General features: G+C 71.9%; 23 protein-coding genes. 5 read left to right on the forward strand and 18 right to left on the reverse strand.

Features of this window, described 5'->3' with window-relative positions; all coding sequences use genetic code 11:
• Positions 1-14: 14 nt before the first annotated feature.
• The 7 genes from U5C87_RS16205 to U5C87_RS16235 form a co-directional block, all read right to left on the reverse strand.
• Positions 15-959, reverse strand: a complete 945-nt coding sequence (locus U5C87_RS16205) for a DUF1254 domain-containing protein (RefSeq protein WP_330473551.1) — start codon at positions 957-959, stop codon at positions 15-17.
• 77 nt (positions 960-1,036) lie between these two features.
• On the reverse strand, positions 1,037-1,966 hold the full coding sequence (locus U5C87_RS16210; protein WP_330473552.1) for an alpha/beta fold hydrolase: 930 nt from the start codon (positions 1,964-1,966) through the stop codon (positions 1,037-1,039).
• Positions 1,963-3,108, reverse strand: a complete 1,146-nt coding sequence (locus U5C87_RS16215; protein ID WP_330473553.1) for a branched-chain amino acid ABC transporter permease — start codon at positions 3,106-3,108, stop codon at positions 1,963-1,965. Before U5C87_RS16215 ends, U5C87_RS16210 begins: the two co-directional genes overlap by 4 nt.
• The gene (locus tag U5C87_RS16220; protein ID WP_330473554.1) at positions 3,105-3,989 is read right to left on the reverse strand and encodes a branched-chain amino acid ABC transporter permease; all 885 of its coding nucleotides are present in this window, start codon (positions 3,987-3,989) and stop codon (positions 3,105-3,107) included. Before U5C87_RS16220 ends, U5C87_RS16215 begins: the two co-directional genes overlap by 4 nt.
• Positions 3,986-4,738: an ABC transporter ATP-binding protein gene (locus tag U5C87_RS16225; RefSeq protein ID WP_330473555.1), complete on the reverse strand. Its 753-nt coding sequence runs from the start codon at positions 4,736-4,738 to the stop codon at positions 3,986-3,988. Before U5C87_RS16225 ends, U5C87_RS16220 begins: the two co-directional genes overlap by 4 nt.
• Positions 4,735-5,469, reverse strand: coding sequence for an ABC transporter ATP-binding protein (locus U5C87_RS16230; protein ID WP_330473556.1), 735 nt, complete (start codon positions 5,467-5,469; stop codon positions 4,735-4,737). The genes U5C87_RS16225 and U5C87_RS16230 overlap by 4 nt, the downstream gene beginning before the upstream one ends.
• A 16-nt stretch (positions 5,470-5,485) precedes the next feature.
• On the reverse strand, positions 5,486-6,712 hold the full coding sequence (locus U5C87_RS16235) for a substrate-binding domain-containing protein (protein ID WP_330473557.1): 1,227 nt from the start codon (positions 6,710-6,712) through the stop codon (positions 5,486-5,488).
• A 288-nt stretch (positions 6,713-7,000) separates the two neighbouring features.
• Between U5C87_RS16235 and U5C87_RS16240 the strand changes: the two genes are divergently transcribed.
• Positions 7,001-7,933, forward strand: coding sequence for an NAD-dependent epimerase/dehydratase family protein (locus U5C87_RS16240; protein ID WP_443082138.1), 933 nt, complete (start codon positions 7,001-7,003; stop codon positions 7,931-7,933).
• A gap of 50 nt (positions 7,934-7,983) precedes the next feature.
• Positions 7,984-8,901 carry an RNA polymerase sigma factor SigJ gene (gene sigJ, locus U5C87_RS16245; RefSeq protein WP_229674799.1) on the forward strand — a complete coding sequence of 306 codons (918 nt, stop codon included), beginning with the start codon at positions 7,984-7,986 and terminating at the stop codon, positions 8,899-8,901.
• Between the two features lie 37 nt (positions 8,902-8,938).
• On the opposite strand, the gene U5C87_RS16250 is transcribed toward sigJ, so the two are convergent.
• The 3 genes from U5C87_RS16250 to U5C87_RS16260 all read right to left on the reverse strand — a co-directional run bounded on the left by U5C87_RS16250 (position 8,939) and on the right by U5C87_RS16260 (position 11,716).
• Complete coding sequence (locus U5C87_RS16250; protein ID WP_330473560.1) at positions 8,939-9,256, reverse strand: hypothetical protein; 318 nt, start codon at positions 9,254-9,256, stop codon at positions 8,939-8,941.
• A 78-nt stretch (positions 9,257-9,334) separates the two neighbouring features.
• The gene (gene dxs / locus U5C87_RS16255; protein ID WP_330473561.1) at positions 9,335-11,200 is read right to left on the reverse strand and encodes a 1-deoxy-D-xylulose-5-phosphate synthase; all 1,866 of its coding nucleotides are present in this window, start codon (positions 11,198-11,200) and stop codon (positions 9,335-9,337) included.
• 123 nt (positions 11,201-11,323) lie between these two features.
• Positions 11,324-11,716 (reverse strand): hypothetical protein, encoded by a 393-nt coding sequence (locus U5C87_RS16260; protein WP_030146235.1) that lies wholly within the window; start codon positions 11,714-11,716, stop codon positions 11,324-11,326.
• A 31-nt stretch (positions 11,717-11,747) separates the two neighbouring features.
• Here U5C87_RS16260 and U5C87_RS16265 point away from each other — a divergent pair, with 31 nt between their 5' ends.
• Positions 11,748-12,515 carry a VOC family protein gene (locus tag U5C87_RS16265; RefSeq protein ID WP_330473562.1) on the forward strand — a complete coding sequence of 256 codons (768 nt, stop codon included), beginning with the start codon at positions 11,748-11,750 and terminating at the stop codon, positions 12,513-12,515.
• A 115-nt stretch (positions 12,516-12,630) separates the two neighbouring features.
• Here the strand turns inward: U5C87_RS16265 and U5C87_RS16270 are convergent, their stop codons facing one another.
• The 8 genes from U5C87_RS16270 to U5C87_RS16305 all read right to left on the reverse strand — a co-directional run bounded on the left by U5C87_RS16270 (position 12,631) and on the right by U5C87_RS16305 (position 23,972).
• Positions 12,631-13,977 (reverse strand): peptidase C39 family protein, encoded by a 1,347-nt coding sequence (locus U5C87_RS16270; protein WP_330473563.1) that lies wholly within the window; start codon positions 13,975-13,977, stop codon positions 12,631-12,633.
• Between the two features lie 131 nt (positions 13,978-14,108).
• Positions 14,109-15,260, reverse strand: coding sequence for a peptidase C39 family protein (locus tag U5C87_RS16275; protein ID WP_330473564.1), 1,152 nt, complete (start codon positions 15,258-15,260; stop codon positions 14,109-14,111).
• A 214-nt stretch (positions 15,261-15,474) separates the two neighbouring features.
• Positions 15,475-18,267, reverse strand: coding sequence for an aconitate hydratase AcnA (gene acnA / locus U5C87_RS16280; RefSeq protein WP_330473565.1), 2,793 nt, complete (start codon positions 18,265-18,267; stop codon positions 15,475-15,477).
• A gap of 86 nt (positions 18,268-18,353) precedes the next feature.
• Positions 18,354-19,634, reverse strand: coding sequence for a methyltransferase (locus tag U5C87_RS16285; RefSeq protein ID WP_330473566.1), 1,281 nt, complete (start codon positions 19,632-19,634; stop codon positions 18,354-18,356).
• A 44-nt stretch (positions 19,635-19,678) separates the two neighbouring features.
• Entirely contained in the window at positions 19,679-20,149 is a 471-nt protein-coding gene (locus U5C87_RS16290; RefSeq protein WP_330473567.1) for an Hcp family type VI secretion system effector, read from the reverse strand.
• A 105-nt stretch (positions 20,150-20,254) separates the two neighbouring features.
• Positions 20,255-20,662: an acyl-CoA thioesterase gene (locus tag U5C87_RS16295; RefSeq protein ID WP_052358121.1), complete on the reverse strand. Its 408-nt coding sequence runs from the start codon at positions 20,660-20,662 to the stop codon at positions 20,255-20,257.
• Positions 20,663-20,745: 83 nt separating this feature from the next.
• The gene (locus tag U5C87_RS16300) at positions 20,746-22,014 is read right to left on the reverse strand and encodes a class I SAM-dependent RNA methyltransferase (RefSeq protein ID WP_330473568.1); all 1,269 of its coding nucleotides are present in this window, start codon (positions 22,012-22,014) and stop codon (positions 20,746-20,748) included.
• Entirely contained in the window at positions 22,011-23,972 is a 1,962-nt protein-coding gene (locus U5C87_RS16305; protein ID WP_330476707.1) for an APC family permease, read from the reverse strand. Before U5C87_RS16305 ends, U5C87_RS16300 begins: the two co-directional genes overlap by 4 nt.
• A 204-nt stretch (positions 23,973-24,176) precedes the next feature.
• Between U5C87_RS16305 and U5C87_RS16310 the strand changes: the two genes are divergently transcribed.
• Together U5C87_RS16310 and U5C87_RS16315 are read left to right on the forward strand one after the other, a co-directional pair.
• Complete coding sequence (locus U5C87_RS16310; RefSeq protein WP_030146245.1) at positions 24,177-24,839, forward strand: potassium channel family protein; 663 nt, start codon at positions 24,177-24,179, stop codon at positions 24,837-24,839.
• 23 nt (positions 24,840-24,862) lie between these two features.
• Positions 24,863-25,549, forward strand: coding sequence for a potassium channel family protein (locus U5C87_RS16315; protein WP_030146246.1), 687 nt, complete (start codon positions 24,863-24,865; stop codon positions 25,547-25,549).
• The last annotated feature ends 14 nt before the right edge of the window (positions 25,550-25,563 follow it).

The raw sequence follows: 25,563 nt of genomic DNA on the forward strand, positions 1-25,563 counted from the left end.
ACTCCGCCCAGGCGTCAGGGAACGGGCGTCACCGACGGGAACGCCCACGTCCCGTCGAGCACCTCGGACCGGGGTCGGTAGAGGCGCACGAGGTAGTTCCACCCCTCCTTGATGCCGAGGCAGTTGGGTCGCCCGTCGCCGCACCCCCCGAAGTGCACGGTCACGCTCCCATCCGGATCCCGCTGCGCCGTCAGGTTGTTGAGGCTCACGGCGCTCCCGTCGTCGTCGAAGTAGCCGTCCGAGTTGTAGAGCGAGATGGACCAGAAGCCGTCGACGGGGACGTCCCGGACCGTCAGCTGGTACTCCCCCACCGGCAGCCCGGGGTCGACGTTGACGTAGGTGGCCTCGCCGGAGGGCAGGCCGCCCCACCCGGCGGCGGTTCCGATGAGGTGGCGCACCGGGTCGACCTCCTGCCGCGACCCGAAGGCCCTGTCGAAGCCGGGATAGCCCTTGGCGAGCTCGAGCAGGGCCGCACGCGTGCGGTCCAGGGACGCCGCGTCGTAGTCGGGAGTCGTGAACGGTCGGCCAGCGGCGGCCGTCAGGCGGATGCGGTCCTGCAGGGCGTTGACCGCCGCGACGTCGTCCGGGTCCGCGGGGTCGACGAGCGTGCGGATCGCGACGAGCACGAAGTCGGTGCCGTGGCGGTCGGTCGTCAGCTCGTGGTCGCCGGGCTCGTGCAGCACCTCGTTGATGTAGTGATCCCGGTTCACGACCATGGCCGAGAGGTACCGGCCCTGTGTGTCGGGCAGCGTCAGCGTGGCGCCCTCGCTGATGTCGACGACCGCCGCGCTGTAGAGGGTGTCGCGGTTCATCCGGATCACCGGCTGGTGGTCCAGAGGCGTGGGCGTCCGGTTGTGGTTGAGCCTGTTGATGCCGCCGGCGTCCGCGAGCACGGCCGCGAACATCCGGTCGGTCTCGGCCCGGACGAAGTTGTCTGCGTTGACATGTTGAGCGCTCATGTCGGCAGTCTGGGGACGCAGGTCCCCCGCGGCATCACCCTCAGGCGGTGAAACGTCCGCCTTGGGGTGACTGGCCCTCAGCTGCGCAGCTGACGGTCCAGGGCGTCCACGACGGCCGCGACCCCACGGTCGCCGAGGATCACGTCGTAGTGGTTGGCGTCGACCTTCGTCGTGCGCACGCCCTCCGGCACGCCGAGCGCCGCGAGCCGCGCCTCGTCGTAGAGCCCCCGCGGCTCGTCGAGCAGGCCGCGCTCGGCCCAGACGAGCTCGGCCCCGACGCCGAGCCCGACGGCGGTCCGCAGGCCCGCGTGGGTCTCGCGGTCGGCCATCACAGCGGCCCCGTCGGCGCGGATCGCCTCGAGCACGCACGTGCTGCGCCACTGGCCGTCGTCGGGGTCCTGCACGAGGTCGTGCTCGATGTAGGCGCGCGCGGCGTCCCCGCCGGGACCCTCGAGCACCGGCCCGAGGGCGGGGTGCGCCGCCCAGAAGCCGAGGTATGCCGTGGGGTCGGCGAAGCGCATCGAGAGCCGGTCCATGGCCGGCCCGATGACCGACTGGAGCGCGGCGTCGACGTCGAGGTCGTCCGGCACGGGGAAGGCGAGGCCGCCGTCGACGAGCACGGCGGCGGGGAAGCGCTCCGGGTGGCGCGCCGCGGCGAGCGCCGCGACGAAGGCACCCATCGAGTGCCCGACGAGCACGGGGGCAGAGCCGAAGACGGTCGCGATGGAGGTGAGGTCGTCGACGTGGACGCCGAGGCCGTAGGGCCCGGGTGCGGAGCGGCTGTCACCGCGTCCGCGCAGGTCGGGGGCGAGGAACCGCACGGCGCCCGGGCCGTGCCGGCGGCCGACCTCCTCCGCGACGCGCGCCCACGACAGGCCATTGGCGGTGATGCCGTGGACCGCGAGCACGACCGGGGCGTCGGCCGCGGGCGACCCGAGGCTGAGGTCGTGGATGGCGAGGCTGCCCTCCGGCAGCTCGATGACGAAGGCGGACGGTGTGGCACTCATCGAGACCCTGACCTCCTGATCAGTCTGCCGCCGAGACCGGTCAGCCCGGACGGAGCGAAGTAGACCACGACGATGAAGAAGACGCCGAGGATGAAGAGCGGCTGCGAGAGCACCTGGCGGACGACGTCGGGCAGGCCCTGCAGCACGGCGGAGCTGCTGACCTCGACGAGCCGCGCGTCGGCGTAGGTGTAGAGCACGCCGCCGAGCAGCGCCCCCCACCGGCTCCCGGCGCCGCCGAGCACGACCATGACGAGCAGCGACAGCGTGAACTCGGAGGTGGTCAGGTGCGGGTTCGACCCGCCGAGCACGAGCGCGTGCACGACGCCGCCGAGGGCTCCGAGGAACGAGCCGGCCACGAGCGCGAGGAGCCTGACGCGGTAGGTGCCCAGGCCGAGCACCGCGGCGCGCTGCTCGTTCTCCCGGACGGCGGCCATGGCGTGGCCGGCCCTCGACCGCACGAGGAGCGTCACGGCGACCCACGCGACGACGACGAAACCGAGGGCGAGCCAGTAGCGGTAGGGGGCGTTGGCGACGCCGACGAGCAGGTCCGGCACGGCGTCGCGGTCGAGCGGGCGACCCTCCTCACCCCCGGTCACTCCCCCGGGGTTGCGCATCACGATGATCGAGGCGGCCTGCGCGAACGCCAGCGTCACCATGGCGAAGGCGATGCCGCCGACCCGGAGCGCGACGGCGCCCACGACGAGGGCGAGCAGGGTCGACAGACCGAGGGCCGCAAGCACCGCCAGTGGCAGCGGCAGGTCCCAGGTCGAGAGCGAGATGGTCAGCAGGTAGCTGCCCGCGGCGACGAACAGGGCGTGCCCGAAGCTGAGCAGGCCGGTGCGACCGAAGAGGACGTCGTAGCTCAGCGCGATGCCGCCGACGACGAGGCAGGTGGCGAGCAGCTGCAGGGAACCGGGGCCGTTGACCCGCCCGGGCAGCAGGCCGGGCACCTCGACCGGGACGTACGGCAGGTAGGCGAGGACCGCGAGCACGACGACGGGAAGCAGGCGTCGGAGCAGGCGGGCTCGCTCTCGGGGTCGCTGCCGCTGCCCTGCCGGACGTGGTGCGGCCGCGTCGTCGTCGACGGCGACGTCGCCCGAGGACGTATGCGTGTCGGTCAGGTGGTCGGTCGGCGACGTCATGCCGTCGCTCCCTTCAGGGAGGTCGGTCGGAGCAGGAGCACCAGCGCGAGCAGCAGCACGACCGACAGGTCGCCGACGCCGCTCGCGGCGTAGTAGTTCGCGAGCTGCTGGACAAGCCCGACGGCCACGGCAGCGACTGCAGTGCCCGTCAGCGAACCAATGCCGCCGATGACGACGACGATGAAGGCGAAGATGAGCAGGGAGCCGCCCTGCGCCGGCGAGACCGCCCCGGCGTACTGCGAGTAGAGCACGCCCGCCAGTCCGGCCGCGGCGCCGCCCAGGGCGAAGACGACGGTGAAGGTCCGGTGCACGTTGATGCCGAGGGCCTCGACCATGGTCCGGTTCTCGACCCCGGCCCGGATGACGAGGCCAAGGCGCGTGAGGTGCAGCAGCGCGAGCAGTCCGGCGAAGAGCAGCCCGGCCACGAGGACGTAGACGAAGCGGTCGTTCGGGAGCCGGGCACCGAGCACGTCCGTCGTCCCGCTCATCCAGACGGGCTTGTCCACCGCTCGGGGGTCCGCGCCCCAGATGCCTTGTGCTGCAGCGACACCCGCGAGGGAAAGTCCGACCGTGACGAGCACCTGCTGGATGTGATGGCGGTAGAGGGGGCGGATGAGCACGACCTCGACGACGAGGCCGACCAGCGCCCCGACGCAGACGCCTGCAGCGATCCCGACGAGCAGCCGCCCGGCCACGGGCCAGGCGGTGGGCAGCGCGCCCATCGTCAGCCACGCGGCATAGGCGCCTGCGGTCATGAAGGCGCCGTGCGCGAAGTTGAGCACGCCCATGAGGCCGTAGATGAGGCTCAACCCGCTCGCGGCGATGAAGTAGAGCGCGCCGAGGCCGAGGCCCGTCGCGAGGAGGAGGACGAGGTCGCTCATGCCGCCCCCTCCCGTCGCATCGAGACCCCGAGCAGCTCACGGGTCAGGTCGGCGTCGGCGACGAGGTCCGCGGCGGCTCCCCGGTGCACGACCCGGCCCGCGTCGAGCACGACGACCCGGTCGGCGATCCGGCGCACGAGCGGCAGGTTCTGCTCGACGAGCAGGACCGGGGTGGTCTGCGCCACCTCCGCGAGCACGTCGGCGACCTCCGTGACGAGCTTGGGAGCGAGGCCCTTGGTCGGCTCGTCGATGAGCAGGAGGGCGTTGTCGCGCAGCAGCACCCGGGCCAGCGACACCATCTGCTGCTGACCGCCCGACAGCGTGCCCGCCCGCTGTCCCCGTCGCGCGACGAGGTCGGGGAAGAGCCTCCCGACCACGGGGGCCTCGACGCCTTGGTCGGGTGCGACGAGCCGGAGGTTCTCGTCGACGGTCAGGCCGCCGAACACCTCTCGGTCCTCGGGGACGTAGCCGATGCCGCCGCGGACGATCCTGGCCGTCGATGTCGTCTGGATCTCCCTGCCCTGCAGCAGGATCCGACCGGACCTCGGCGCCAGCCCGATGACCGCCTTGAGGGTGGTCGTCTTGCCGACGCCGTTGCGTCCGAGGAGCGCGGTGACGCCGGTCGCCGGCACCTCGAAGGACACCCCCTGGAGGATGTGCGAACCGCCGTAGCGGACGTGCACGTCGTCGAGCTCCAGGACGGGGGCGGTCTCCGCCCCGTCACGGGGCGAGGAGTTCCGATCACTCACAGTGCTTCTCCCAGATAGGCCTGCTGGACCCGCTCGTCACTCGTCACCTCGGTCGGCGCACCGACCGCGAGCAGCTGGCCGTGGTGGAGCACCGCGACGCGGTCGGCGAGCCCGAGGACGACGTGCATGTGGTGCTCGACCATCGCCACGGCGACTCCCGAGTCGCGGACCTCGCCGATGATCTCGGTCAGCCCGTCGACGTCCTCCGCCGACACCCCGGCCATCGGCTCGTCGAGCAGCAGCACGGCCGGCTCGGACGCGAGGGACATGGCGAGCTCGAGCTTGCGACGGTCGCCGTGCGAGAGGTCACGCGCCAGCGTCGCCGCGCGACCCGGCATACGCACCCTGTCCAGCAGCGAGTCGATGACGCCGGTGGTCGCCGAGCCCGCGGGGCGGAACGGCGAGAAGGGCGCGGCGCCGGACGCCTGCACCGCCAGGCGCACGTTCTCCCCGGCCGTGAGACCGTCGAAGAGGGCCGACGTCTGGAACGACCTCGCCAGTCCCATCCGGGCACGGCGCGTGGCGCTCGCCTGCGTGACGTCCCTGTCCTGCAAGGTGATCCGGCCACTGGACGGACGCGTCACCCCGCTGAGGATGTTGACGAACGACGACTTGCCCGCGCCGTTGGGGCCGATGATGCCGAGCAGCTCACCGGCCCCCACGGTCAGGGAGACGTCGTCGAGGATCTGGGCGCCGCCGACCTTCCAGCCGACCGCTTCTGCGCTGATCACGACCGGTGGTGTCCGGTCACTTGAAGGGGGTGACGGGCGGTGCGACGGCGTCGGCCCCGAGCGTGTCGACGAGCTGCGGGACGACGTTGCTGCCGTCCTTCTTCAGCGACGCCGTGAACATCGGCTGCAGCAGGGCGTGGTCCTCGGCGCGGATCTCGAGCGAGCCCTTGGGGCCGTCGAACTTCCAGCCCTCGAGCGAGGTCACCATCTTCTCGACGTCGCCGCCACCCGCCTCGAGCGCGTGGACGATCATCTGGCCCGCCACGAAGCCGTCGTTGGTGAAGAGGTCGACCGTGGCGCCCTGCTTCTTCAGGCCCGCGTCGAGCGCCTGGTACGCCGCGTTGTCGGCCGCGCCCTCGAAGAAGTGCGAGAGGAAGTTGATCTTCGTGGCCACCTCGCCGAAGAGGGCGTGCGTGGCCTTGATGTCGAGGCCGGTGACGACCTTCGTGGTGTCGAAGACGCCCTGCTGCCCGAGCGTCGTCCACATGGCGGTGGCGTTGGCACCGGCCCAGGCGACGAAGAGCAGGTCCGGGGCGGCGCCCTTGACCTTGGTGGCGAACGGCGTCAGGTCGGTGGCGGCGGCCGGCACCTCGACGGAGCTCACGGTCGCACCCTTCGCGCCGAGGACGGCCGTGACCGCGGCGACGTTCGCCTTGCCGAAGGCGCTGTCCTGGGCGAGGACCGTGACCTTCTTGCCCTTGACGTCGCCGAGCATGCTGCCCGCGGTCGCGACGTCCTGGTAGGTCTGGCGCCCGGAGCGGAAGGTGTAGCGGTTCGCGCCCGTCACGGCGTCGGCCGCTGCCGGACCCGAGATGAAGAGGACCTTGTTGTCCTTGGCCAGCGGGGCCACCTGCAGGGCGACGCCGCTCGACGTCGAGCCGGCGATGATCGTGTTGCCCTGTCCGATGAGATCGGTCGCGGAGGCGACGGCCTTGGCCGGGTCACCCGCGTCGTCCTGCTCGGTGATCGAGATCGTGCGGCCGGCGACCGCGCCGGTCCCCTTGGTGGCGTAGTCGATGCCGGCCGTGAGGCCCTGGCGGTACTGCTGGCCGTAGGTGGCGAGCGGACCGGACTTGGAGTAGACGAGGCCGACCTTGTACGGCGCGCCCGAGTTGCCCGACGCTCCCCCGGCGCCGGCCGTGCCGTTGTCGGCCGGTGCACCCGGCTGGCCCGGAGACCCGCAGGCCGCGACCGACAGCGTGATCATGACGCTCGCGAGCGCGAGACTCCACCGCTTGGACACCGATGTCCTCCACCTCTGGCGGGCGCTCGCGCCTTTGCTGCAACGAGATCCGTTGACGCCCAACCGTTTCGGCGAAAGTAGTTCAGCCTCGAACGGACGGCGGTGGGACCGGACGCCACAAAGACGATCTCGGCATGTGTCTCGCCCCCACCGTCGCGGGGTCGGACCATCATTTCCCCGCGAGGTGTCACGGGACGGGCTGCTGTCTCGTCCAGATGGGTGAAGGCACGCAACCGACGAGTGAAGGAGCACGACATGAGGATCCTGGTGGCAGGGGCGACGGGTGCGATGGGGCGGCAGCTGGTGCCGCGTCTGGTTCGAGCCGGGCACGAGGTTCACGGGATGAGCCGCAGCGAGTCCAAGCGGGAGCTGCTGCGCGAGCTGGGGGCGGTCCCCGTGGTGGCGGACGCGCTCGACCCGGACCAGGTGGCCCGGGCGGTCGCCACGGCGAGCCCGGACGTGGTCGTGCACCAGCTCACCGCGATCGGGCCGATGGACATGCGCCACTTCGACCGGGCGTTTGCGGGGACGAACCGGCTGCGGACCGAGGGCACGGACCACCTGCTCTCAGCGGCCCGGGCGGTGGGGGTGACACGGTTCGTGGCACAGAGCTTCTTCGCCGGCTACGACCGGGTGGGCGGCACGGTGAAGACGGAGGACGACCCGTTCGGCACCGAACCCCCGGCCGGGATGGAGCAGACGGTCGGTGCCATCCGGCACGTCGAGGACGCGGTGCTCGCTGCGACGTGGACCGAGGGCCTCGTCCTGAGGTACGGCGGCTTCTACGGCCCGCACACCTCGCTCGGCCCCGACGGTGAGCAGACCGAGGTCGTCCGCCGCAGGAGGTTCCCCGTCGTCGGCGACGGAGGCGGCGTGTGGTCGTTCGTCCACATCGCCGACGCGGCCGACGCGACGGTCGCCGCCGTCGAACGTGGCGCCCCGGGCGTCTACAACGTCGTCGACGACGAGCCGGCGACCGTGGCCACGTGGCTGCCGCTGCTGGCCCAGGCGCTCGGCGCGCCCGCGCCGATGCGGGTGCCCCGGCTGGTCGGGAAGCTGCTCGCGGGCGAGACTGGCGCCGTGATGATGACCGAGCTGCGGGGTGCGTCCAACGCCAAGGCCAGGCGTGAGCTGGGCTGGAGCCCGGCGCACGCGACGTGGCGGGACGGCTTCCGCGAGCTCGGTGCTCAGGTGCGCGTCGAGGGCGGCGCGGCGGCGTGAGCGGCGACGACGTCGCGCCGGCAGCCTCGCCCGAACGGGAGCAGCTGCTGGTGAGCCTGAGACCGGTGGCGTTCGGCATCGCCTACCGGATGCTCGGCAGCGTGGCCGAGGCGGAGGACGTCGTCCAGGAGGCGCTGCTGCGGGTCCACCGCTCCCTCGAGGCAGGCGAGCAGCTCGCCTCCCCACGGGCGTTCACGGCGACCGTCACCACCCGACTCGCGATGGACGAGCTGAGGTCCGCGCGGGTCCGTCGGGAGCGGTACGTCGGGGACTGGCTGCCCGAGCCCCTCCTCACGGACGGGTCGGCGGCCGCCCAGGACCCGGCGCGTCAGGCCGAGACCGCCGACTCGCTGTCCATGGCGCTGCTCGTGCTGCTCGAGAGCCTGTCGCCGGAGCAGCGCGCCGTGCTGCTGCTCCACGACGTGTTCGGCTACGGCTACGACGAGGTCGCGACGATCGTCGGCAAGGGCGAGGCCAACGTGCGCCAGCTCGCCGTGCGGGCGCGACGGCACGTCGAGGAGCGGCGCCCGCGGTTCACGGCCACGGCCGAGAAGCAGACCGAGCTGGCGAGCCGCTTCTTCGCCGCCGCCCGGACCGGCGACCTCGCCGGCCTCGAGTCGTTGCTCGCGCACGACGTCGAGCTCGTCGGTGACGGGGGCGGCAAGGCGCCGTCGCTGGCGCGCTCGCAGCGCGGTCGCAGCCGCGTAGCGCACACGCTCACCAACTGGCTGCGCGCGCTGCGCCGGCTGCCCGACGTGGAGATCCGGCTCGCCGAGGTCAACGGCGACCCGGGCGCGATGTTCCTCGTCGAGGGCCGCCTGCTCGCCGTCTGGGCCCTCGACGTCGTCGACGGACAGGTCGCGGGCGTCCGAGCGGTCGTCAACCCCGACAAGCTCGTCCACCTCGGCCCCGTCGGCGACGCCTACGCCCTCGTCCGCCGGCTGGGCGGCGAACGTCCCGGAGACTGAGTCTCCGGACGGGCTCCGGCCGAGGTCGACTCGAAGGTCAGCCGCGCCGGTCGGCGACGGCCCACGAGGCCGCCGCGCTGACGGCAGCCACGGTGAGGACTGACGGCCAGGCGCCGATCTTCTTCGCGAGCACGTGCGACCCGGCGAAGCCGCCGAGGTAGATCGCTGCGAGCCCGGCGGCGGCGCCTCCCCCGGCCTTGGCGACCCAGCTGCGGCCGGCATACAGTCCGGCGGCGCCGAGCACGACGCCGCCGAGCGGACGGACCCCGCTCTCGCGGGCGACGACGTAGCCGCCGACGAGTCCGAGGGCTGCGATGGGCGCGGTCGTCACGTCGGTGGCGTCTCGGAGCTGCATGGGCCCGATCCTAGGCAACGGGGCTGTGCAGCGGCTGGGTGGGAACCGATGCACGCCACCGTCTTCATGGGGTCGGGATCAGAGCCGGCCCTCGAGGTCGACGACGAGCTGGTCGGCGGTGAGGCCGAGCTCCTCGAGGATCTGGCCGCGCGACGCGTGGTCGAGGAAGCGCTTCGGGATGCCGTAGGTGTGCACCGGGACCTCGAGCCGGGCCTCGCGCAGGGCGAGGGTCACGGCCGCGCCGACCCCGCCGCTGACGAGGTTGTCCTCCACGACCGCCACGGCGCCCGCCTGCCGCGCGAGCGACACGACGTCGTCGCTGACGGGAAGCACCCAGCGGGGGTCGACGACGCGGACCGTGCGGCCGTGGGCAGCGATCTTCTCGCCCGCCTCGATGGCGAGCCCGGCGAAGGCGCCGACCCCGACGAGGAGCAGGTCGACGTCGCCGCCCGAGTTCTCGAAGAGCACGTCGACATCACCGGCGGAGCGCAAGGCCGTCAGCGGGTCCGCGACGTCACCCTTGGGGAAACGGATCACGGTCGGTGCGTCGGCGACGTCGAGCGCCTCGCGCAGCTGGCGCTTGACCTGGTCGCCGTCGCGGGGCGCCGCGAGGCGCAGACCCGGAACGATGGAGGTGAGCGTCATGTCCCACATGCCGTTGTGCGAGGCGCCGTCGCTGCCCGTGACGCCGGCACGGTCGAGGATGAAGGTCACGCCGGCCTTGTGCAGCGCACAGTCCATGAGGAGCTGGTCGAACGCACGGTTGAGGAAGGTCGCGTAGACGGCGACGACGGGGTGCATCCCGGAGTAGGCGAGGCCCGAGGCCATCGTCACGGCGTGCTGCTCGGCGATGCCGACGTCGAAGACCCGGTCGGGGTAGGCGGCGGCGAAGCCGTCGAGGCCCACGGGGATGAGCATGGCAGCGGTGAGGGCGACGACGTCGGGACGCTCGCGCCCGATCGCCACCATCTCCTCGTTGAACTCGTCGGTCCAGATGCGGCCGCCGACCTCGAAGGGCAGCCCGGTCTCCGGGTTGATCTTGCCGACGCTGTGGAACTGGTCGGCGTCGTCGTCGATGGCGGGCTGGTAGCCGCGACCCTTCTGGGTGATGACGTGGACGATGACCGGACCGCCGAAGTCCTTGGCCTTGCTCAGCGCCCGCTCGAGCGCCTGCTCGTCGTGGCCGTCGACGGGGCCGAGGTACTTCAGCCCGAGGTCCTCGAACATGCCCTGCGGCGCGACGATGTCCTTGATGCCCTTCTTGACGCCGTGCAGCGTCTCGAACATCGCCCCGCCGACCACGGGCGTCCTGGCGAGCGAGCGCTTGCCCCAGTCGAGGAAGCGCTCGTAGCCACGGGTCGTGCGCAGCGTGGCGAGGTGGTCGGCGAGCCCGCCGATGGTCGGGGCGTAGGAGCGCTCGTTGTCGTTGACGACGATGACGAGCGGAAGGGTCTTGTCGACGGCGATGTTGTTGATGGCCTCCCAGGCCATGCCGCCCGTGAGGGCGCCGTCACCGATGACGGCGACGGTGTGCCGGTCGGTCTCGCCGCTCAGGCGTCGGCCCTTGGCGATGCCGTCGGCCCACGACAACGCGGTCGAGGCGTGCGAGTTCTCGACGACGTCGTGCTCGGACTCGGCGCGGCTCGGGTAGCCCGACAGGCCGCCCTTCTTCTTCAGCTTGCTGAAGTCCTGCCGCCCGGTGAGCAGCTTGTGCACGTAGGACTGGTGGCCGGTGTCGAAGACGAGCGTGTCGCGCGGGGAGTCGAAGACCCGGTGCAACGCGATCGTCAGCTCGACCACGCCGAGGTTGGGCCCGAGGTGGCCACCCGTCTTGGAGACCTCGCTGACGAGGAACGTGCGGATCTCCTCCGCCAGCGTCGGCAGCTGGTCGGCCGACAGCGCCTTGAGCGCCGCCGGGCTCGTGATCGTCTCCAGCAGGGCCACGCTGCGTCGTCCTCTCGGTGGGTCGGTCCGTTCCCACACGGGTGGGTCGGTCGAGTCTACGGGTCAACGCGCGGGGGCTCCCAACGGTGCGCACCGGACGCTGTCGACCTCGTCACACAACTCTCACAGCCGCGGCGCGAACACCTTGCCCTGCAGCGCCTCGTGGAGCAGCCTCGCCGAGCGGGACGCCGCGAGCAGCCGGATACCCTCGGCCTCGATCTGGCCGAGGATCTCGGTCAGCGCCTCGGCCGGGACGTGGGGGCCGATGGCGACCCGGGCCTCCCGCCACGCGTCGCGCATCGCCACGACCTGGCCGTCGAGGTGCCGGCCGGCGAGCCACGCGAGCGCGATCGGGTGACGCCGCCACCCGGCATACGCCCGGTAGTCCGGGGGGCACTGGTCGAGCAGCCACAGCACGGCGCGCTCCTCCCAGCCCGGCGTGTGCGCCGGCGGGACGCCCGGCGGCCACCCGGGAGGGGTGTGCCCGTGCTGGACCGGGGGTGTCGGACTCGGCATGCCCCCAGTCTGCCTCGCCTAGTCTCGGACCATGACGACGGTCAGCTGGGTGACGGCCTTCCTCGACCTGCCGCCGGACGTCCACGAGGCGAGCACCCGCTTCTGGTCCGCGGTGACGGCGTATGCCGTGTCGCCGCCTCGCGGAGAGCACGCCGAGTTCACGACGCTCGTCCCTCCGGTCGGCGACCCGTTCCTGAAGATCCAGCGCACCAGCGGTGGCTCGACGACAGCCCCCGGCCTGCACCTCGACCTGCACGTGACCTCGGAAGCGGACTCCGCCGCTCGCGCCGAAGGGCTGGGAGCCGAGGTGGTGCACCGGTCCGAGCACGGCTACGTCGTGCTGCGCTCGCCCGGCGGGTTCGTCTTCTGCTTCGTCCACGAGGTGCTCTCGGAGCGGCCGTGGCCGACCCGCTGGCCGCAGGAGCACGAGAGCGTCGTCGACCAGGTGTGTCTCGACATCCCGGCCGACGCCTACGAGACGGAGTGCGCCTTCTGGTCCGCCCTGACTGGGTGGCCGGTGCGCGGGTCGGTGAGCCGGCCGGAGTTCAGGCACCTCGTGCGCCCGGACGGGATCCCGATCCGGCTCCTGCTCCAGCGGCTCGGGGCCTCCGAGGGTGGGCCTGTCACCGGCCACCTCGACCTGGCCTGCGACGACCGGCCGACCGAGGTGGCCCGCCACGAGGCCCTCGGCGCGACCGTCGTCGCCGACCATGGCGGCGGCTGGACCACGCTGCGCGACCCCGCCGGCGCGCTCTACTGCGTCACCGACCGGGACCCCCGCTCCGGCCTCGGCCGCTGACGATCGGTGCGCACGCGGGAGAGCGTCCACACACCCGACCGCGCGTGACGAAGTGCCCACTCGACGTCAGGACAGGTCGAGTGGGCACTTCGCTACAGCGTCCCGAAGCGAGCGCTCACCAGTTGGGCTCGCGGCGCGGAGCCCGGGGCAGCCGGTGCCGCTCGGGGTGGATGACGTAGACGATGCCGCCGCTGTGCGGCACCCAGACGTTCTCGAACTGCTCCCGGTCGTAGACGACTCGGACCTGGGCGTTGTCGCGGACGAGGTGGGAGGCGGGGTCGTTGCAGACGACGTCGCCGTCGCGGGTGAAGCCGACGACGACCATGAGGTGTCCGTTGGTGCCGTAGCCGGCACCGTCGAGCTCGTCCTTCTCGAAGGACACCGACGTGACGAGCGGGATGCCAGCGGCGATGAACTCCTCGGCCTCGGTCAGCGACCGCAGGCGGGTCACGAAGCCGCGCATCCGCGGGCGCGATGCCGCGTAGGCGGCGTTGAACGGCCAGTTGCCGCCGCCGTCGTAGGTGTAGTCGTAGACGTTGCGCGCGGCGAAGTCGACCTGCGGGTCGGCCTCGTCGGGCATCGCCTCGGTCACCCAGGCCGTCTCGTCGCGACGGGGTCCCGCGCCCCAGTAGGCGAGCACCATCGAGGTCGAGGTCGGGGAGCACCAGGCCTCTCCCCCGTTGTCCCACTGGGGGAAGTGACCGATGTGGGTCTCCTGGGAGAAGGTGGGGACGTCGAGCACCCGGCCGCGGGCCCGGCCGTTGGCGCTGCGCGGCACGCGCTCGGTGTCCGGGAGGGCCGAGGCCATGGCCCCGACCGACCGCAGCCGCGGCGTCTGCCGGGTGCCGGTGGGACGCATCAGCCGCACGACGAGCTGCCACTCGTCGAGGACGTGCCCGGTGCGGGTCGCGAGGGTGTCGGTGTAGACCGTGGCCACGGTGTCGCCCTGCCCCTTGACCGACGTGCGGTGGATGCCGCCGCCCTGGGCCGGGTCGTAGCGGCACCAGCGGCCGAGGACGTACTCCTTGGTGGCGACGCCGCCGCTGCGTCCGCGCACGGACACCTCGACCCAGGACCGGCCGGGGGTGTCGGCGTTCCACGACGCCACGAGCTCGGTGAGGCCGAAGCCGGGCCGGACCACGGGCGAGACCCACGTCGCGACGTCGTAGGACCGCGAGGTCGCGGTCGTGTCGAAGGGGTCGACGTGGTCGCGCTGTCCCGTGAAGCGCAGGGGGCCGAGGTGCCGGCCACTCCACTCGCGGTAGGAGATGTGCCGGTCGCCCGGGTCGGACGCGACGACCGACGAGGCAACGGACGAGGCAGCGGCCGACCCGGCACCGGCGACACCGGCGACACCGGCCACGCCGACAGCGGCGGCCGAGCCGAGCAGGACGCGGCGGCTCGGCGAGGCGACGGCGGCAGCGGGGACGGCAGGGACGACAGGAGGGGTGGGATGCGTCATGGCACACCTTCCGGGTGGGGGCTGGGGCGCGGTCAGTCAACACCCGGGCCACCGCCCCGCAGGGCCTTCGCGTGAAAGATTCTCGCGATGTGAGCAGCAAGCGCAGGAAATTTACGTGCGCTTGACCGTCCTCACCCCCAGTTGGCCTCTGCGGGCGCCGCGGGAAGGGCGACGTCCCGTGGGTGCATGACGTAGGCCAGACCCCCGTTGTCGCCCAGCCAGACCCGCTCGAACTGGTCGCGCCGGTAGACGGTGCGCACCTCGTCGTTGCTCGCGACCCGGTGCGAGTTCGGGTCGTTCGACACGACGTCACCCTGGGCCGTGAAGCCGACGATCGTGAGCAGGTGCCCGCTGGTCTCGTAGCCGGCGCCGTCGAGCTCGTCCTCCCGGAAGGTCACCGACACCACGAGCGGCACACCGGCGGCGACGAACGCCTCGGCCTCGGTCAGGTCGCGCAGCCGCGTGACGTAGGCGCGCAGGCCGCGGGTGCCGGCATAGGCGGTGTTGAAGGCCCAGTTGCCGGCGCCGCCGTAGGAGCGGTCGAAGACGCGCCGCACCCCGTGGACCACCTCGGGGTCGACCTCGTGCCCGACCCAGGCCACCTCGTCGCCCTCGGGAGCCCGGCCCCAGTGCTCGAGCAGCATCGTCGTGGACGTCGGGGAGCACCACGACTGCCCACCGTTGTCCCACTCGGGGAAGGTGGCGATATGGAGGCGCTGTGACCGGGGCGGGACCGCAATCTCGTGGTCTCGGCCGACCCCCGGCAGGCTCGTCGGCTCGTCGGCCGCGATCTCGAAGCGCGAGGCGACGACAGCGACGAGCGTGACTGTGGGCCAATCGATCTCGTCGGCAGCGACGGCGTGGGCGGTCACGCGCAGCTGCCACCGCTCGACGCCGTGGCCGGGGGCCGCGACCCACGTGTCCGTCTCGACACAGCCGGTGGCGAAGTGCTGGTCCCGCAGCGTGGTGCGGGTGATGGGCGACTCCCCCGCCGGGTCGTCCTCGGCCCACCGCGCGAAGGTGAACCACGGCGTCCAGCCGCCCTGTCCGGCGACCCGACCCTCGATGAGCAGCCAGGTGCCGGCCGGAGTCCGGGCGTTCCACGACGGGATGAGCTCGGTTGCGGCGAAAGGCGACTCGACGACGGGTGACTCCCACACGCGTGCCGCGTAGGTGACCGGCTCGGCATCGTCGGCGTGGACGTCCACGTGGTCGGCGTCGGGCGCGGTCGACCAGTCGAAACCGGTCTCCCACACGGTCAGGAGGGCGTGTCGCTCAGTCACGCGACGAGCATGCCATCCGGCTGCGCATGCCGCCCGGCCGGGTCCGGCCGAACCGGCCCGCCCGGGGAGGGCGGGGACGCGCCCGTCCGTGGCGGACGGCATACGCCATCGAGGGGCTCCGGCACGTCCTGCCGGGACGTCGGGGACGCCGGGAACGACGACGGGCCCCGCGCGCCGCTGGGAGCGGCGGACGGGGCCCGTCGGGCGGTGCAGGTCAGCCGTTGACGAGCGACCGCAGGACGTACTGGAGGATGCCGCCGTTGCGGTAGTAGTCCGCCTCGCCGGGGGTGTCGATGCGCACGACCGCGTCGAACTCCACGGTCTCGCCCGACTCCTTCGTGGCGACGACCTTGACGGTCTTGGGCGTCGTGCCGTCGTTGAGGGCCGTGATGCCGGTGATCGAGAAGGTCTCGGTGCCGTCGAGGCCGAGCGAGTCGGCGTTCTGGCCCGCGGGGTACTGCAGCGGGATGACGCCCATGCCGATGAGGTTGGAGCGGTGGATGCGCTCGTAGCTCTCGGCGATGACGGCCTTGACCCCCAGCAGGCTCGTGCCCTTGGCGGCCCAGTCGCGCGAGCTTCCCGAGCCGTACTCCTTGCCCGAGAGGATCACGAGCGGAGTGCCCGCAGCGGCGTAGCTCTGCGCGGCGTCGTAGATCGTCGTCTGCTCGCCGCCCTGGGTGAAGTCGCGCGTGAAGCCGCCCTCGACACCGTCGAGGAGGAGGTTCTTCAGGCGGATGTTGGCGAACGTGCCACGGATCATGACCTCGTGGTTGCCGCGGCGCGAGCCGTAGGAGTTGAAGTCCTTGCGCTCGATGCCGTGCTCGGCGAGGTACTTGCCGGCGGGGCTGTCGTTCTTGATCGCACCGGCCGGGCTGATGTGGTCGGTCGTGACCGAGTCGCCGAGCTTGGCGAGCACGCGAGCGCCCTCGATGTCGACGACGGGCGTCGTCTCCATCGACATGCCGTCGAAGTACGGGGGCTTGCGCACGTAGGTCGACTCGCCGTCCCACGCGAAGGTGTCGCCCTCGGGGGTCGGCAGGGACTGCCAGCGCTCGTCGCCGGCGAAGACGTCGGCGTAGTCCTCGGTGAACATCTCCTGGCTGATCGAGGCCGCGATGGTGCGCTCGACGTCGGCCGGAGCCGGCCAGATGTCCTCGAGGAAGACGTCCTTGCCGTCGGCGTCCTGGCCGAGCGGCTGCGACGCGAAGTCGAAGTCCATCGTGCCGGCGAGGGCGTAGGCGATGACGAGCGGCGGGCTCGCGAGGTAGTTCATCTTCACGTCGGGGTTGATGCGCCCCTCGAAGTTGCGGTTGCCCGACAGGACCGACGTGACCGCGAGGTCGTTGTCGTTGATCGCCTTGGAGATCTCGTCGTTGAGCGGGCCCGAGTTGCCGATGCACGTCGTGCAGCCGTAGCCGACGAGGTAGAAGCCGAGCTTCTCGAGGTAGGGCCACATGCCGGCCTTGTCGTAGTAGCCCGTGACGACCTTGGAGCCGGGGGCCATCGACGTCTTGACCCACGGGGCGACCGACAGGCCCTTCTCGACGGCGTTCTTGGCGAGCATCGCGGCCGCCATCATGACCGACGGGTTGGACGTGTTGGTGCAGCTCGTGATCGAGGCGATCGAGACGATGCCGTGGTCGATCTCAAAGGTGCGGCCCTCGGCATCCGTGACGCTGACCTTCTTCGACGGGCGACCGGTTCCGTCGCCCTCGTCGGCCGGCTTCGAGCCGCCGTTGGTCCCGTCGGTCGTGCCCTGGGGCGACGGGTCGCTGGCCGGGAACGAGGAGGCAGCGCCCGCGTCACCCTCGTCGTGTGCGACGTACGTCGGGAGCACCTTGCGGAAGGACTCCTTGGCGTCGGTCAGGGCGATGCGGTCCTGCGGACGCTTCGGGCCGGCGATCGAGGGCACCACCGTCCCGAGGTCGAGCTCGAGGTACTCGCTGTAGCGGGCCTCGGGCTGGTCGGGCCCCGCCTTGAGCCACATGCCCTGCTCCTTGGCGTACGCCTCGACGAGGGCGACGCTCTCGTCGGAGCGGCCCGTGAGGCGTAGGTAGTCGAGCGTGACCTCGTCGATCGGGAAGATGGCGCACGTCGAGCCGAACTCGGGGCTCATGTTGCCGATGGTCGCGCGGTTGGCGAGCGGTACCTGCGAGACGCCCTCGCCGTAGAACTCGACGAACTTGCCGACGACGCCGTGCTTGCGCAGCATCTCGGTGATGGTGAGCACGACGTCGGTCGCCGTGGCTGCGACGGGGATCGAGCCGCTCAGCTTGAAGCCGACGACGCGCGGGATGAGCATCGACACTGGCTGGCCGAGCATGGCCGCCTCGGCCTCGATGCCGCCGACGCCCCAGCCGAGCACGCCGAGGCCGTTGACCATCGTCGTGTGCGAGTCGGTGCCGACGCAGGTGTCGGGGTAGGCGACGCCGTCACGCACCATGACCGTGCGGGCCAGGTGCTCGATGTTGACCTGGTGGACGATGCCGGTGCCCGGCGGGACGACCTTGAAGTCGTCGAAGGCGGTCTGGCCCCAGCGCAGGAACTGGTAGCGCTCCTTGTTGCGCTGGTACTCGATCTCGACGTTGCGCTCGAAGGCGTCGGCGCGGCCGAAGACGTCGATGATGACCGAGTGGTCGATGACGAGCTCGGCCGGGGCGAGCGGGTTGATCCGGGCCGGGTCGCCGCCGAGGTCGGCGACGGCCTCGCGCATCGTGGCGAGGTCGACGACGCACGGGACGCCGGTGAAGTCCTGCATGATCACGCGCGCGGGCGTGAACTGGATCTCCGTCGCCGGCTCGGCGTTCTCGTCCCACGAGCCGATGGCGCGGATGTGGTCGGCGGTGATGTTCGCGCCGTCCTCGGTGCGCAGGAGGTTCTCGAGGAGGACCTTGAGGCTGTACGGCAGGGTCTCCTGCCCCTCGACCCTTGCGAGCCGGTAGATCTCGTAGGACTGACCCCCGACCTCGAGGGTCCCCTTGGCCTTGAAGCTGTCAACACTGCCCACGACGGGCTCCTTCCAGCAACTCTGATGTCACGGTGCTCGATTTATCTTGACGTCAAGATATATCAAAACACACGGGTTCGTCGATGTCAGTCCCTCCCTACCCGCCCATCCTCGCCCTCGCTCGGACTGCTGTCTGCCCCCTGGGGCCGGGCAGCGGCGGTCGGTCGCCGCGCAGACCACAGCAGCCCCTCGACCGGCTCGCCGGCCTCGAGTCGCAGGTGCACCGGTGTCGTGGTGACGTCGCTCAGGCCGGCCAGGGCGGAGACGGCCCGGAGGTGCTCGGTGCCGTGCGCGTAGCGCCCCGTCGGCGTCAGCCGCCACGGTCGGGTCGGGTCGTCGAGGTGCTCGACGGTCGCCACGAAGGTCCCTCCCGGGCGCAGCGCGCCGGCCACCGCCCGGGTCACCGCCTCGAGGTCGCCGAGGTAGCACAGCGTGTCCGCACAGACGACGAGGTCGTATGCCGCGTGCCGGGCTCGCAGGAACGCACTGAGCTCCGCGTGGTGCAGGGCGTCGTAGCACCCGCGCAGCCGGGCCCGGCGCAGCATGCCCACCGAGAGGTCGCACCCGACGAGGCTGCGGGCCCACGGTCGCACGAGGTCGCCGACGAGGCCGGTGCCGCACCCGATGTCGGCCACGTCCAGCTCGCCGGCGGCCTCACCGAGCAGCGCGGCCACGCGGTCGGCCACGAGGGCCGGCGCCCGGTAGCCGAGGCCGGCCAGGTGGTCGTCGAAGTCCTCGGCGCTCGCGTCGAAGAGCGTCGCGACGTAGTCGTCCGGGGCGCGCTCCGGAGCCGGCAGCCCGCCGAGGGCTGCCAGGCGGTGCCGGGCACCCGGGTGGTCCGGGTCGAGCTCGGCCCACCGACGGACCAGGTCGAGGGCCTCGGCGGACCGCCCCTGACCAGTCAGGTGCAGCAGGGCGGCACCGACGGCCGCACGACCGAGCGCAGCACCCGGTTCGAGCTCCAGGACGTGCAGGCCGGCGCGGCCGGCACCGACGGGGTCACCTGCATGGCGGCGGGCCGTGGCGAGGTTGGCCCATGTCGGTGCGTCCTCGGGTTGGACGAGGAGGCTCGCCTCGTAGGACGCGACGGCGGCGCCCGGGCGACCGGCCTCGAGCCGCATGTTGCCGAGGTCGTTGTGCAGGCTCGCGACCAGCGTCGGGTCGGTCGTGGCCGCGAGCGCCGATGCCATCAGCCGTTCCGCGGCCTCCTCGTCGCGGCGCAGGTGGGCCGCGACGGCGCGCAGGTGCACGACACGCACGTCGTCCGGTGCGGTCGGAGCACCGGCCACGTCGGCGAGGACGGCCTCGGCGCCGGGTCCGTCACCGGCGCGGATCCGCGCGAGGGCGAGCTCGAGCCGCTCGTCCACGGACCCGGGACGGCGCGGAGGGGCCGGTGCGCCCGGAACCGGGGTCAGCCCATCTTGTTCGATCGGATGTCCCACGTGACGCTGGACGTGCGGCCCGTCGCTCCCCCACCGGGTCCGGGCTCGGCGTAGTCGAAGCGGATCCAGGCCGGCTGGAGGGCCACCTCCTCGTCCACGACCTCCTCGTCGCCGGAGACGAGCACCTCGGTCACGACGAGGTCCTTCATCGTCACGGTGAGGAAGTCCTTGCGGGCCCCCGGCCGCACGACGTTGAGCACGGCGTCCTTGAGGTGCTTGCCGGTGGCGGCGAACGAGGTCAGCTGCGGGGAGGCGAGGTCGTAGTGGTGCACGAGGCGCAGCTCGTGGGCGCGCGCCCGGCCCGCCCCGGCTCCGCCGCCGGCGCCGGTCGGTGCCGACGCCGTGACGCCCCAGTTCCAGGAGAGCACGTCGACGGCGCCCTTGTGGTCCTTGCTCTGGCTGCCGCCCTCGATGCCGTTGAACTTCATGAACGCATCCATGTCGCCTCCACCCGATGCCGAGCACTCCGTTCGACGCTAGCACCGCGCGGCGGCCGTCGAGCGGGTTCGAGGGGGCGGGCTCCTACGGTCCGGTGACCGCGGACCTCACACCGCTCCTTCGAGCGCCTCGCGGAAGTGGGGGTCGAGCGGCGCCGAGGCACCGGCCTCGGTGTCGAACCAGACGTAGGTGATGACGCACGTCGCCGTGAGCAGCGACGCCTCGCCCCGGCGCCAGATCTCGTGCCGGAGCGTGAACGACGACGTGCCGATGCGCTCGACGACCACCCGGATGTCGGCGTGGTCCAGGGGCTTGAGGCTTGCGGTCCAGTCGATCTCGGCGTGCCGCACGAGGGCCAGCCGGTGCTCGTCGGCGAAGCGGTAGGGCCCGTAGCCGACGCTGTCGAGGAAGGCCATCTTCGCGTCCTCGCACCAGGTCAGGTAGTGCGAGTTGAACACGACCCCTGCCAGGTCGATCTCGGAGAACTTCACGGCCACGGGGTAGCTGAACGACATGCGCTCATCGTCTCGTGACGGCTCGGTGCTCCCGCCATCGGGGCGGGTGAGGCCTCCTGGAGCGGGGAGACCGAGGACACCGATCAGGACGTGGCGGCGGTGTCCCGGGGCTCGAGCACGGCGATGCACTCGACGTGGTGAGTCATCGGGAACGCGTCCCAGGCCTCGAGCGAGGCGAGCGAGTAGCCGTGCGTCGCGGCGGCCTTGACGTCGCGCGCGAGCGCCGAGGGGTCGCACGCGACGTAGACGACGCGCCGTGGCGCCATCCGGGCGAGCAGGCCCATGACGTCCTTGCCCGCACCGGTGCGGGGTGGGTCGAGCACCGCGAGGTCCGCGGTGACGCCCTGCCCGACGAGCGAGCGCAGCTCGCGGTCTACGCGGTTGGCGCGCCACTCGACGTTCTCGAGGTGCTCGGTGTTGACGGCGCCGTTCTCGACGGCGACGCGGTCACCCTCGACGCCGAGGACGAAGCCGTCCGGCGCCACGAGCTCGCCGAGGCGCATCGTGAACAGCCCCGACCCGGCATACAGGTCGACGACGCGGTCGCTGGGCTCGGCGCCCAGCAGCGCGACGACGCGCGACAGGAAGGTGGACGCCGCTCCCGGGTGCACCTGCCAGAAGCCGCGGGCCGCGACGACGTACTCGCCCTCCCAGTCGCCGTCGCGGGCGAGCTCGCCGACGACGCCACCGTCGCCCGCCCCCTCGGGTGCGGGCAGCGGCACGAGCACCGGCTCGTCCGGGTGCACGGCGTCGACGACGTCGACCGACTCGAGGTCGGGCCACTCGGTGTCGAGCACCCCGGAGTCGATGACGCCCCGGGTCGCGATGAGGCAGTCGTCGACGGGCACGACGTCGCGGGAGCGGTGGCGCCGCAGGCCGGCCCGGCCGGACCCGTCGACGGCGAACTCGACGCGGGTGCGCCAGCGCAGGCCGTCCTCGTCACCGGGCACGGGGCGCACGTCGACGTCGACCTCGAGGCCGGCGACGCGGGCGAACTGCTCGCGCACGACGGCCGCCTTGAGCTCGCGCTGCGTCGTCAGGGACGCGTGCTGGAAGTCGCACCCACCGCACAGGCCGGGGGCGGCATACGGGCAGGGAGCCGGGACCCGACCGGACGCCGCCTCGAGCACCTCGACGGCGTCGGCGCGCACGAAGCTGTCACCCACGCGGCCCTCGGTCACACGGGCGACGACGCGCTCGCCGGGGAGGGTGTGGCGCACGAAGACCACCTGGCCCTCGTGGCGGGCCACGCAGTGACCGCCGTGCGCCACCGGCCCGACCTCGACGGTCCACTCCCGGCCGACGAGGGACTCGCCACCCGCTGCGCGCTCGCGGGTCTGGCGCCCACTCACAGGGCTCCTCCGCGCACGGACCCGCTGATCGGCGGCTCGTCGATCCAGTCCCGTTCGGCGCCCTCGGAGGACTGCAGCTGCCACGGCACGCTGACGACCATGACGCCCGGCGTGAAGAGCAGACGTGCCTTGAGGCGCAGCGCGCTCTGGTTGTGCAGGATCTGCTCCCACCACTTCCCGAGGACGTACTCCGGCAGGTAGACCGTGACGATGTCGCGGGGGTTGCCGCTGCGGATCGAGCGGACGTAGTCGAGGATCGGCTTGGTGATCTGCCGGTAGGGCGAGCTCAGCACCTTGAGCGGCACGGGGATGTCGCGCTTGTCCCACTCGTCGAGCAGCGTCTGGGTCTCGTCCGGGTCGACGTCGACCGTGACCGCCTCGAGGTAGGAGGGACGGCTCGCCCGGGCATAGGCGAGCGCGCGCATCGTCGGCTTGTGCACCTTGGAGATGCAGACGATGGCGTGGACGTGGCTCGGGAGCATCGGCCGCTCGACGTCCCAGTCGATGGCGAGCTCGTCGCGCACGCGGTTGTAGTGCTTCTTGATGCCGAGCATGAGCACGAAGAGGACGACCATCGCGAGGATGGCGTACTTCGCCCCCGCCTGGAACTTCGTGAGGAGCACGACGACGAGCACCGTCCCGGACATCGCGGCGCCGACCGCGTTGATGACGCGCGAGCGCTGCATGCGCGCGCGTTCCTTGGGGTTGCGCTCGAGCCGGAGGTTGCGCGTCCAGTGCCGCACCATGCCGACCTGGCTCGTCGTGAAGGAGACGAACACCCCGACGATGTAGAGCTGGATCAGCGCCGTGACCTCGGCCTTGAAGACGATGACGAGCACGATGGCCGCACCGGCGAGGATGAGGATGCCGTTGGAGAAGGCGAGCCGGTCACCGCGGGTGTGCATCTGGCGGGGCAGGTAGCCGTCGCGGGCGAGGATCGAGCCGAGCACCGGGAAGCCGTTGAAGGCGGTGTTGGCGGCCAGCACGAGGATCAGCCCGGTGACGATCGAGACGAAGACGACGCCGACCGGGAAGTTCGCGAAGACCGACTCGGCGAGCTGGCCGATGGCCGTGTGCTGCACGTAGGAGTCGCCGACCGGCTGGCCGTCGCGCAGCAGCTGGGCTCCCGGGTCGTCGGCGATCTTGACCCCGGTCCACTGGCTGAGGGCGATGATCGAGCCGAGCATGAGGACCGACAGCGTCCCCATGAGCAGCAGCGTGGTGGCGGCGTTGTCGCTCTTGGGCTTCTTGAAGGCGGGCACGCCGTTGCTGATCGCCTCGACGCCGGTCAGGGCCGCACAGCCCGACGAGAAGGCACGCAGCAGCAGGAAGGCCGCCGCGAGGCCGGTCAGGCCCTGACCCTCCTCCGGCTTGAGCGTCAGGCCCGCGCTCTCGGCCGGGGTGAGCGAGCCGGTGAAGTGCTGGATGAAGCCGTAGACGCCCATGCCGATGATGGCGAGCATGAACGCGTAGACGGGCACCGCGAAGGCCTTGCCGGACTCACGGACGCCGCGCAGGTTCATGGCGGTGAGGAAGGCGATGAGGCCGACGGCGACGATGACCTCGTGGCCGCGCACGAAGCCGAGCACCGTGGCGGCGTTCTGCACGCCCGACGAGATCGACACGGCGACGGTCAGGACGTAGTCGACGAGCAGGGCGCTCGCGACGGTGAGCCCGGCTCGGGGGCCGAGGTTGACCGTCGCCACCTCGTAGTCGCCGCCTCCCGAGGGGTAGGCGTGCACGTTCTGCCGGTACGACGCGACGACGACGACCATGACGAGCACGACCGCGACCGTGACCTGCCAGCTGTGCGTGGCGACGAACGCGCCGCCCGCGAGGCCGAGCATGAGCAGGATCTCGTCGGGCGCGTAGGCCACCGACGACAGCGCGTCGCTCGCGAAGATCGGCAGCGCGAGCCGCTTGGGAAGGAGGGTCTCCCCGAGCTTGTCGCTGCGCATCGCGCGACCGAGCAGGAGGCGCTTGAACAGCGAACCGGTACCGGGCACGACGACACTGTATGACGGATCGTCGTGCTGCACCGACCCACTCGGGACGCCGCGGACACGCGCCCGAGAACGTATGCCGTCACGGTCGTTTCACGGGCTGGGCGGCGTGCGCGGCCTGCGGGGTGGGCAGCCCCGTCACGGTGTAGCGTCGCGTCCGTGCACTTCGTGATCATGGGATGCGGCCGCGTCGGGTCGACGCTCGCCCGCACCCTGGGCAGGGGCGGCCACGACGTCGCGATCATCGACGCCGACGCCTCGGCGTTCCGCCGGCTCGGCACCTCCTTCGAGGGCCAGACCGTGACGGGGATCGGCTTCGACCGGGACACCCTCATCGCCGCGGGCATCCGTGAGGCCTACGCGTTCGCGGCGGTCAGCAGCGGCGACAACTCCAACATCCTCGCGGCCCGGGTGGCGCGCGAGACGTTCGGGGTCGAGCACGTCGCGGCCCGCATCTACGACCCGCAGCGCGCCATGGTCTACCAGCGCCTCGGCATCCCCACCGTCGCCACGGTGCGCTGGACCGCCGACCAGATGATCCAGCGACTGCTCCCCCAGGGCGCCGTCCCCGAGCTGACCGACCCGAGCGGCAAGATCGTCATCGCCGAGGTGCCCCTGGCCGAGGCCTGGGTGGGCCGGCACCTCACCGAGGTCGAGGAGCAGACCGGCGCCCGCGTCGCCTACGTCACCCGCCTCGGCGAGGGCACCCTGCCCCGTCCCGACATGGTCGTGCAGCAGGGTGACCTCGTGCACCTCACCGTCCCGCGCGACGACCTCGCCCGGGTCGAGCGGCTCTGCGACCAGGCCCCGGCCCCCCACTGACCGGCACAGGAGAAGAAACCCCCATGCGCGTCGTCATCGCCGGAGCCGGAAGCGTCGGCCGGTCCATCGCCCGTGAGCTGCTCGGCAACGGGCACCAGGTGCTGCTCATCGACAAGGACGCCGACGACGTGCAGGCGTCCCGCGTGCCCGAGGCGTCGTGGCTGCTCGCCGACGCCTGCGAGCTGGCCGCCCTCGAGGAGGCCCGGCTCGAGGAGTCCGATGTCTGCGTCGCCGCCACCGGCGACGACAAGGCCAACCTCGTGCTCTCGCTGCTGGCCAAGACCGAGTTCGGCGTGCCGCGCACCGTCGCGCGCGTGAACAACCCGAAGAACGAGTGGATGTTCGACGAGTCGTGGGGCGTCGACGTCGCGGTGTCGACCCCACGCCTCATGACGGCCCTCATCGAGGAGGCCGTCAGCATCGGTGACCTCGTGCGGATCTTCGAGTTCCAGCAGGGTCGCGCCTCGATGGTCGAGATCACCCTGCCCGAGGGCAGCCCCTTCGCCGGCCGCCGCGTCGGTGACGTCGACTGGCCCACCGACACCGTGCTCGTGGCGATCATCCGCGAGGAGCGGCCGCTGGCGCCCACGCCGGACGACGCGATCGAGGCCGGCGACGAGCTGCTCTTCATCACCACGACGGAGCAGGAGGACCGCCTCCAGGACCTCGTCGCCCCGGGCGAGCGGCACCACGCGGACACCGAGGACTGACGCGTCCCGACGGC

The sequence above is a fragment of the Terrabacter sp. C0L_2 genome (genome assembly GCF_036352015.1).
GTDB lineage: Bacteria > Actinomycetota > Actinomycetes > Actinomycetales > Dermatophilaceae > Terrabacter > Terrabacter tumescens.

Coding starts and splice junctions, on each gene's coding strand:
- U5C87_RS16205 (WP_330473551.1), bottom strand. CDS start 959: ATGAGCGCTCAACATGTCAACGCAGACAACTTCGTCCGGGCCGAGACC.
- U5C87_RS16210 (WP_330473552.1), bottom strand. CDS start 1,966: ATGAGTGCCACACCGTCCGCCTTCGTCATCGAGCTGCCGGAGGGCAGC.
- U5C87_RS16215 (WP_330473553.1), bottom strand. CDS start 3,108: ATGACGTCGCCGACCGACCACCTGACCGACACGCATACGTCCTCGGGC.
- U5C87_RS16220 (WP_330473554.1), bottom strand. CDS start 3,989: ATGAGCGACCTCGTCCTCCTCCTCGCGACGGGCCTCGGCCTCGGCGCG.
- U5C87_RS16240 (WP_443082138.1), top strand. CDS start 7,001: ATGGGGCGGCAGCTGGTGCCGCGTCTGGTTCGAGCCGGGCACGAGGTT.
- U5C87_RS16250 (WP_330473560.1), bottom strand. CDS start 9,256: ATGCAGCTCCGAGACGCCACCGACGTGACGACCGCGCCCATCGCAGCC.
- U5C87_RS16260 (WP_030146235.1), bottom strand. CDS start 11,716: ATGCCGAGTCCGACACCCCCGGTCCAGCACGGGCACACCCCTCCCGGG.
- U5C87_RS16265 (WP_330473562.1), top strand. CDS start 11,748: ATGACGACGGTCAGCTGGGTGACGGCCTTCCTCGACCTGCCGCCGGAC.
- U5C87_RS16270 (WP_330473563.1), bottom strand. CDS start 13,977: ATGACGCATCCCACCCCTCCTGTCGTCCCTGCCGTCCCCGCTGCCGCC.
- U5C87_RS16290 (WP_330473567.1), bottom strand. CDS start 20,149: ATGGATGCGTTCATGAAGTTCAACGGCATCGAGGGCGGCAGCCAGAGC.
- U5C87_RS16295 (WP_052358121.1), bottom strand. CDS start 20,662: ATGTCGTTCAGCTACCCCGTGGCCGTGAAGTTCTCCGAGATCGACCTG.
- U5C87_RS16305 (WP_330476707.1), bottom strand. CDS start 23,972: ATGCGCAGCGACAAGCTCGGGGAGACCCTCCTTCCCAAGCGGCTCGCG.
- U5C87_RS16315 (WP_030146246.1), top strand. CDS start 24,863: ATGCGCGTCGTCATCGCCGGAGCCGGAAGCGTCGGCCGGTCCATCGCC.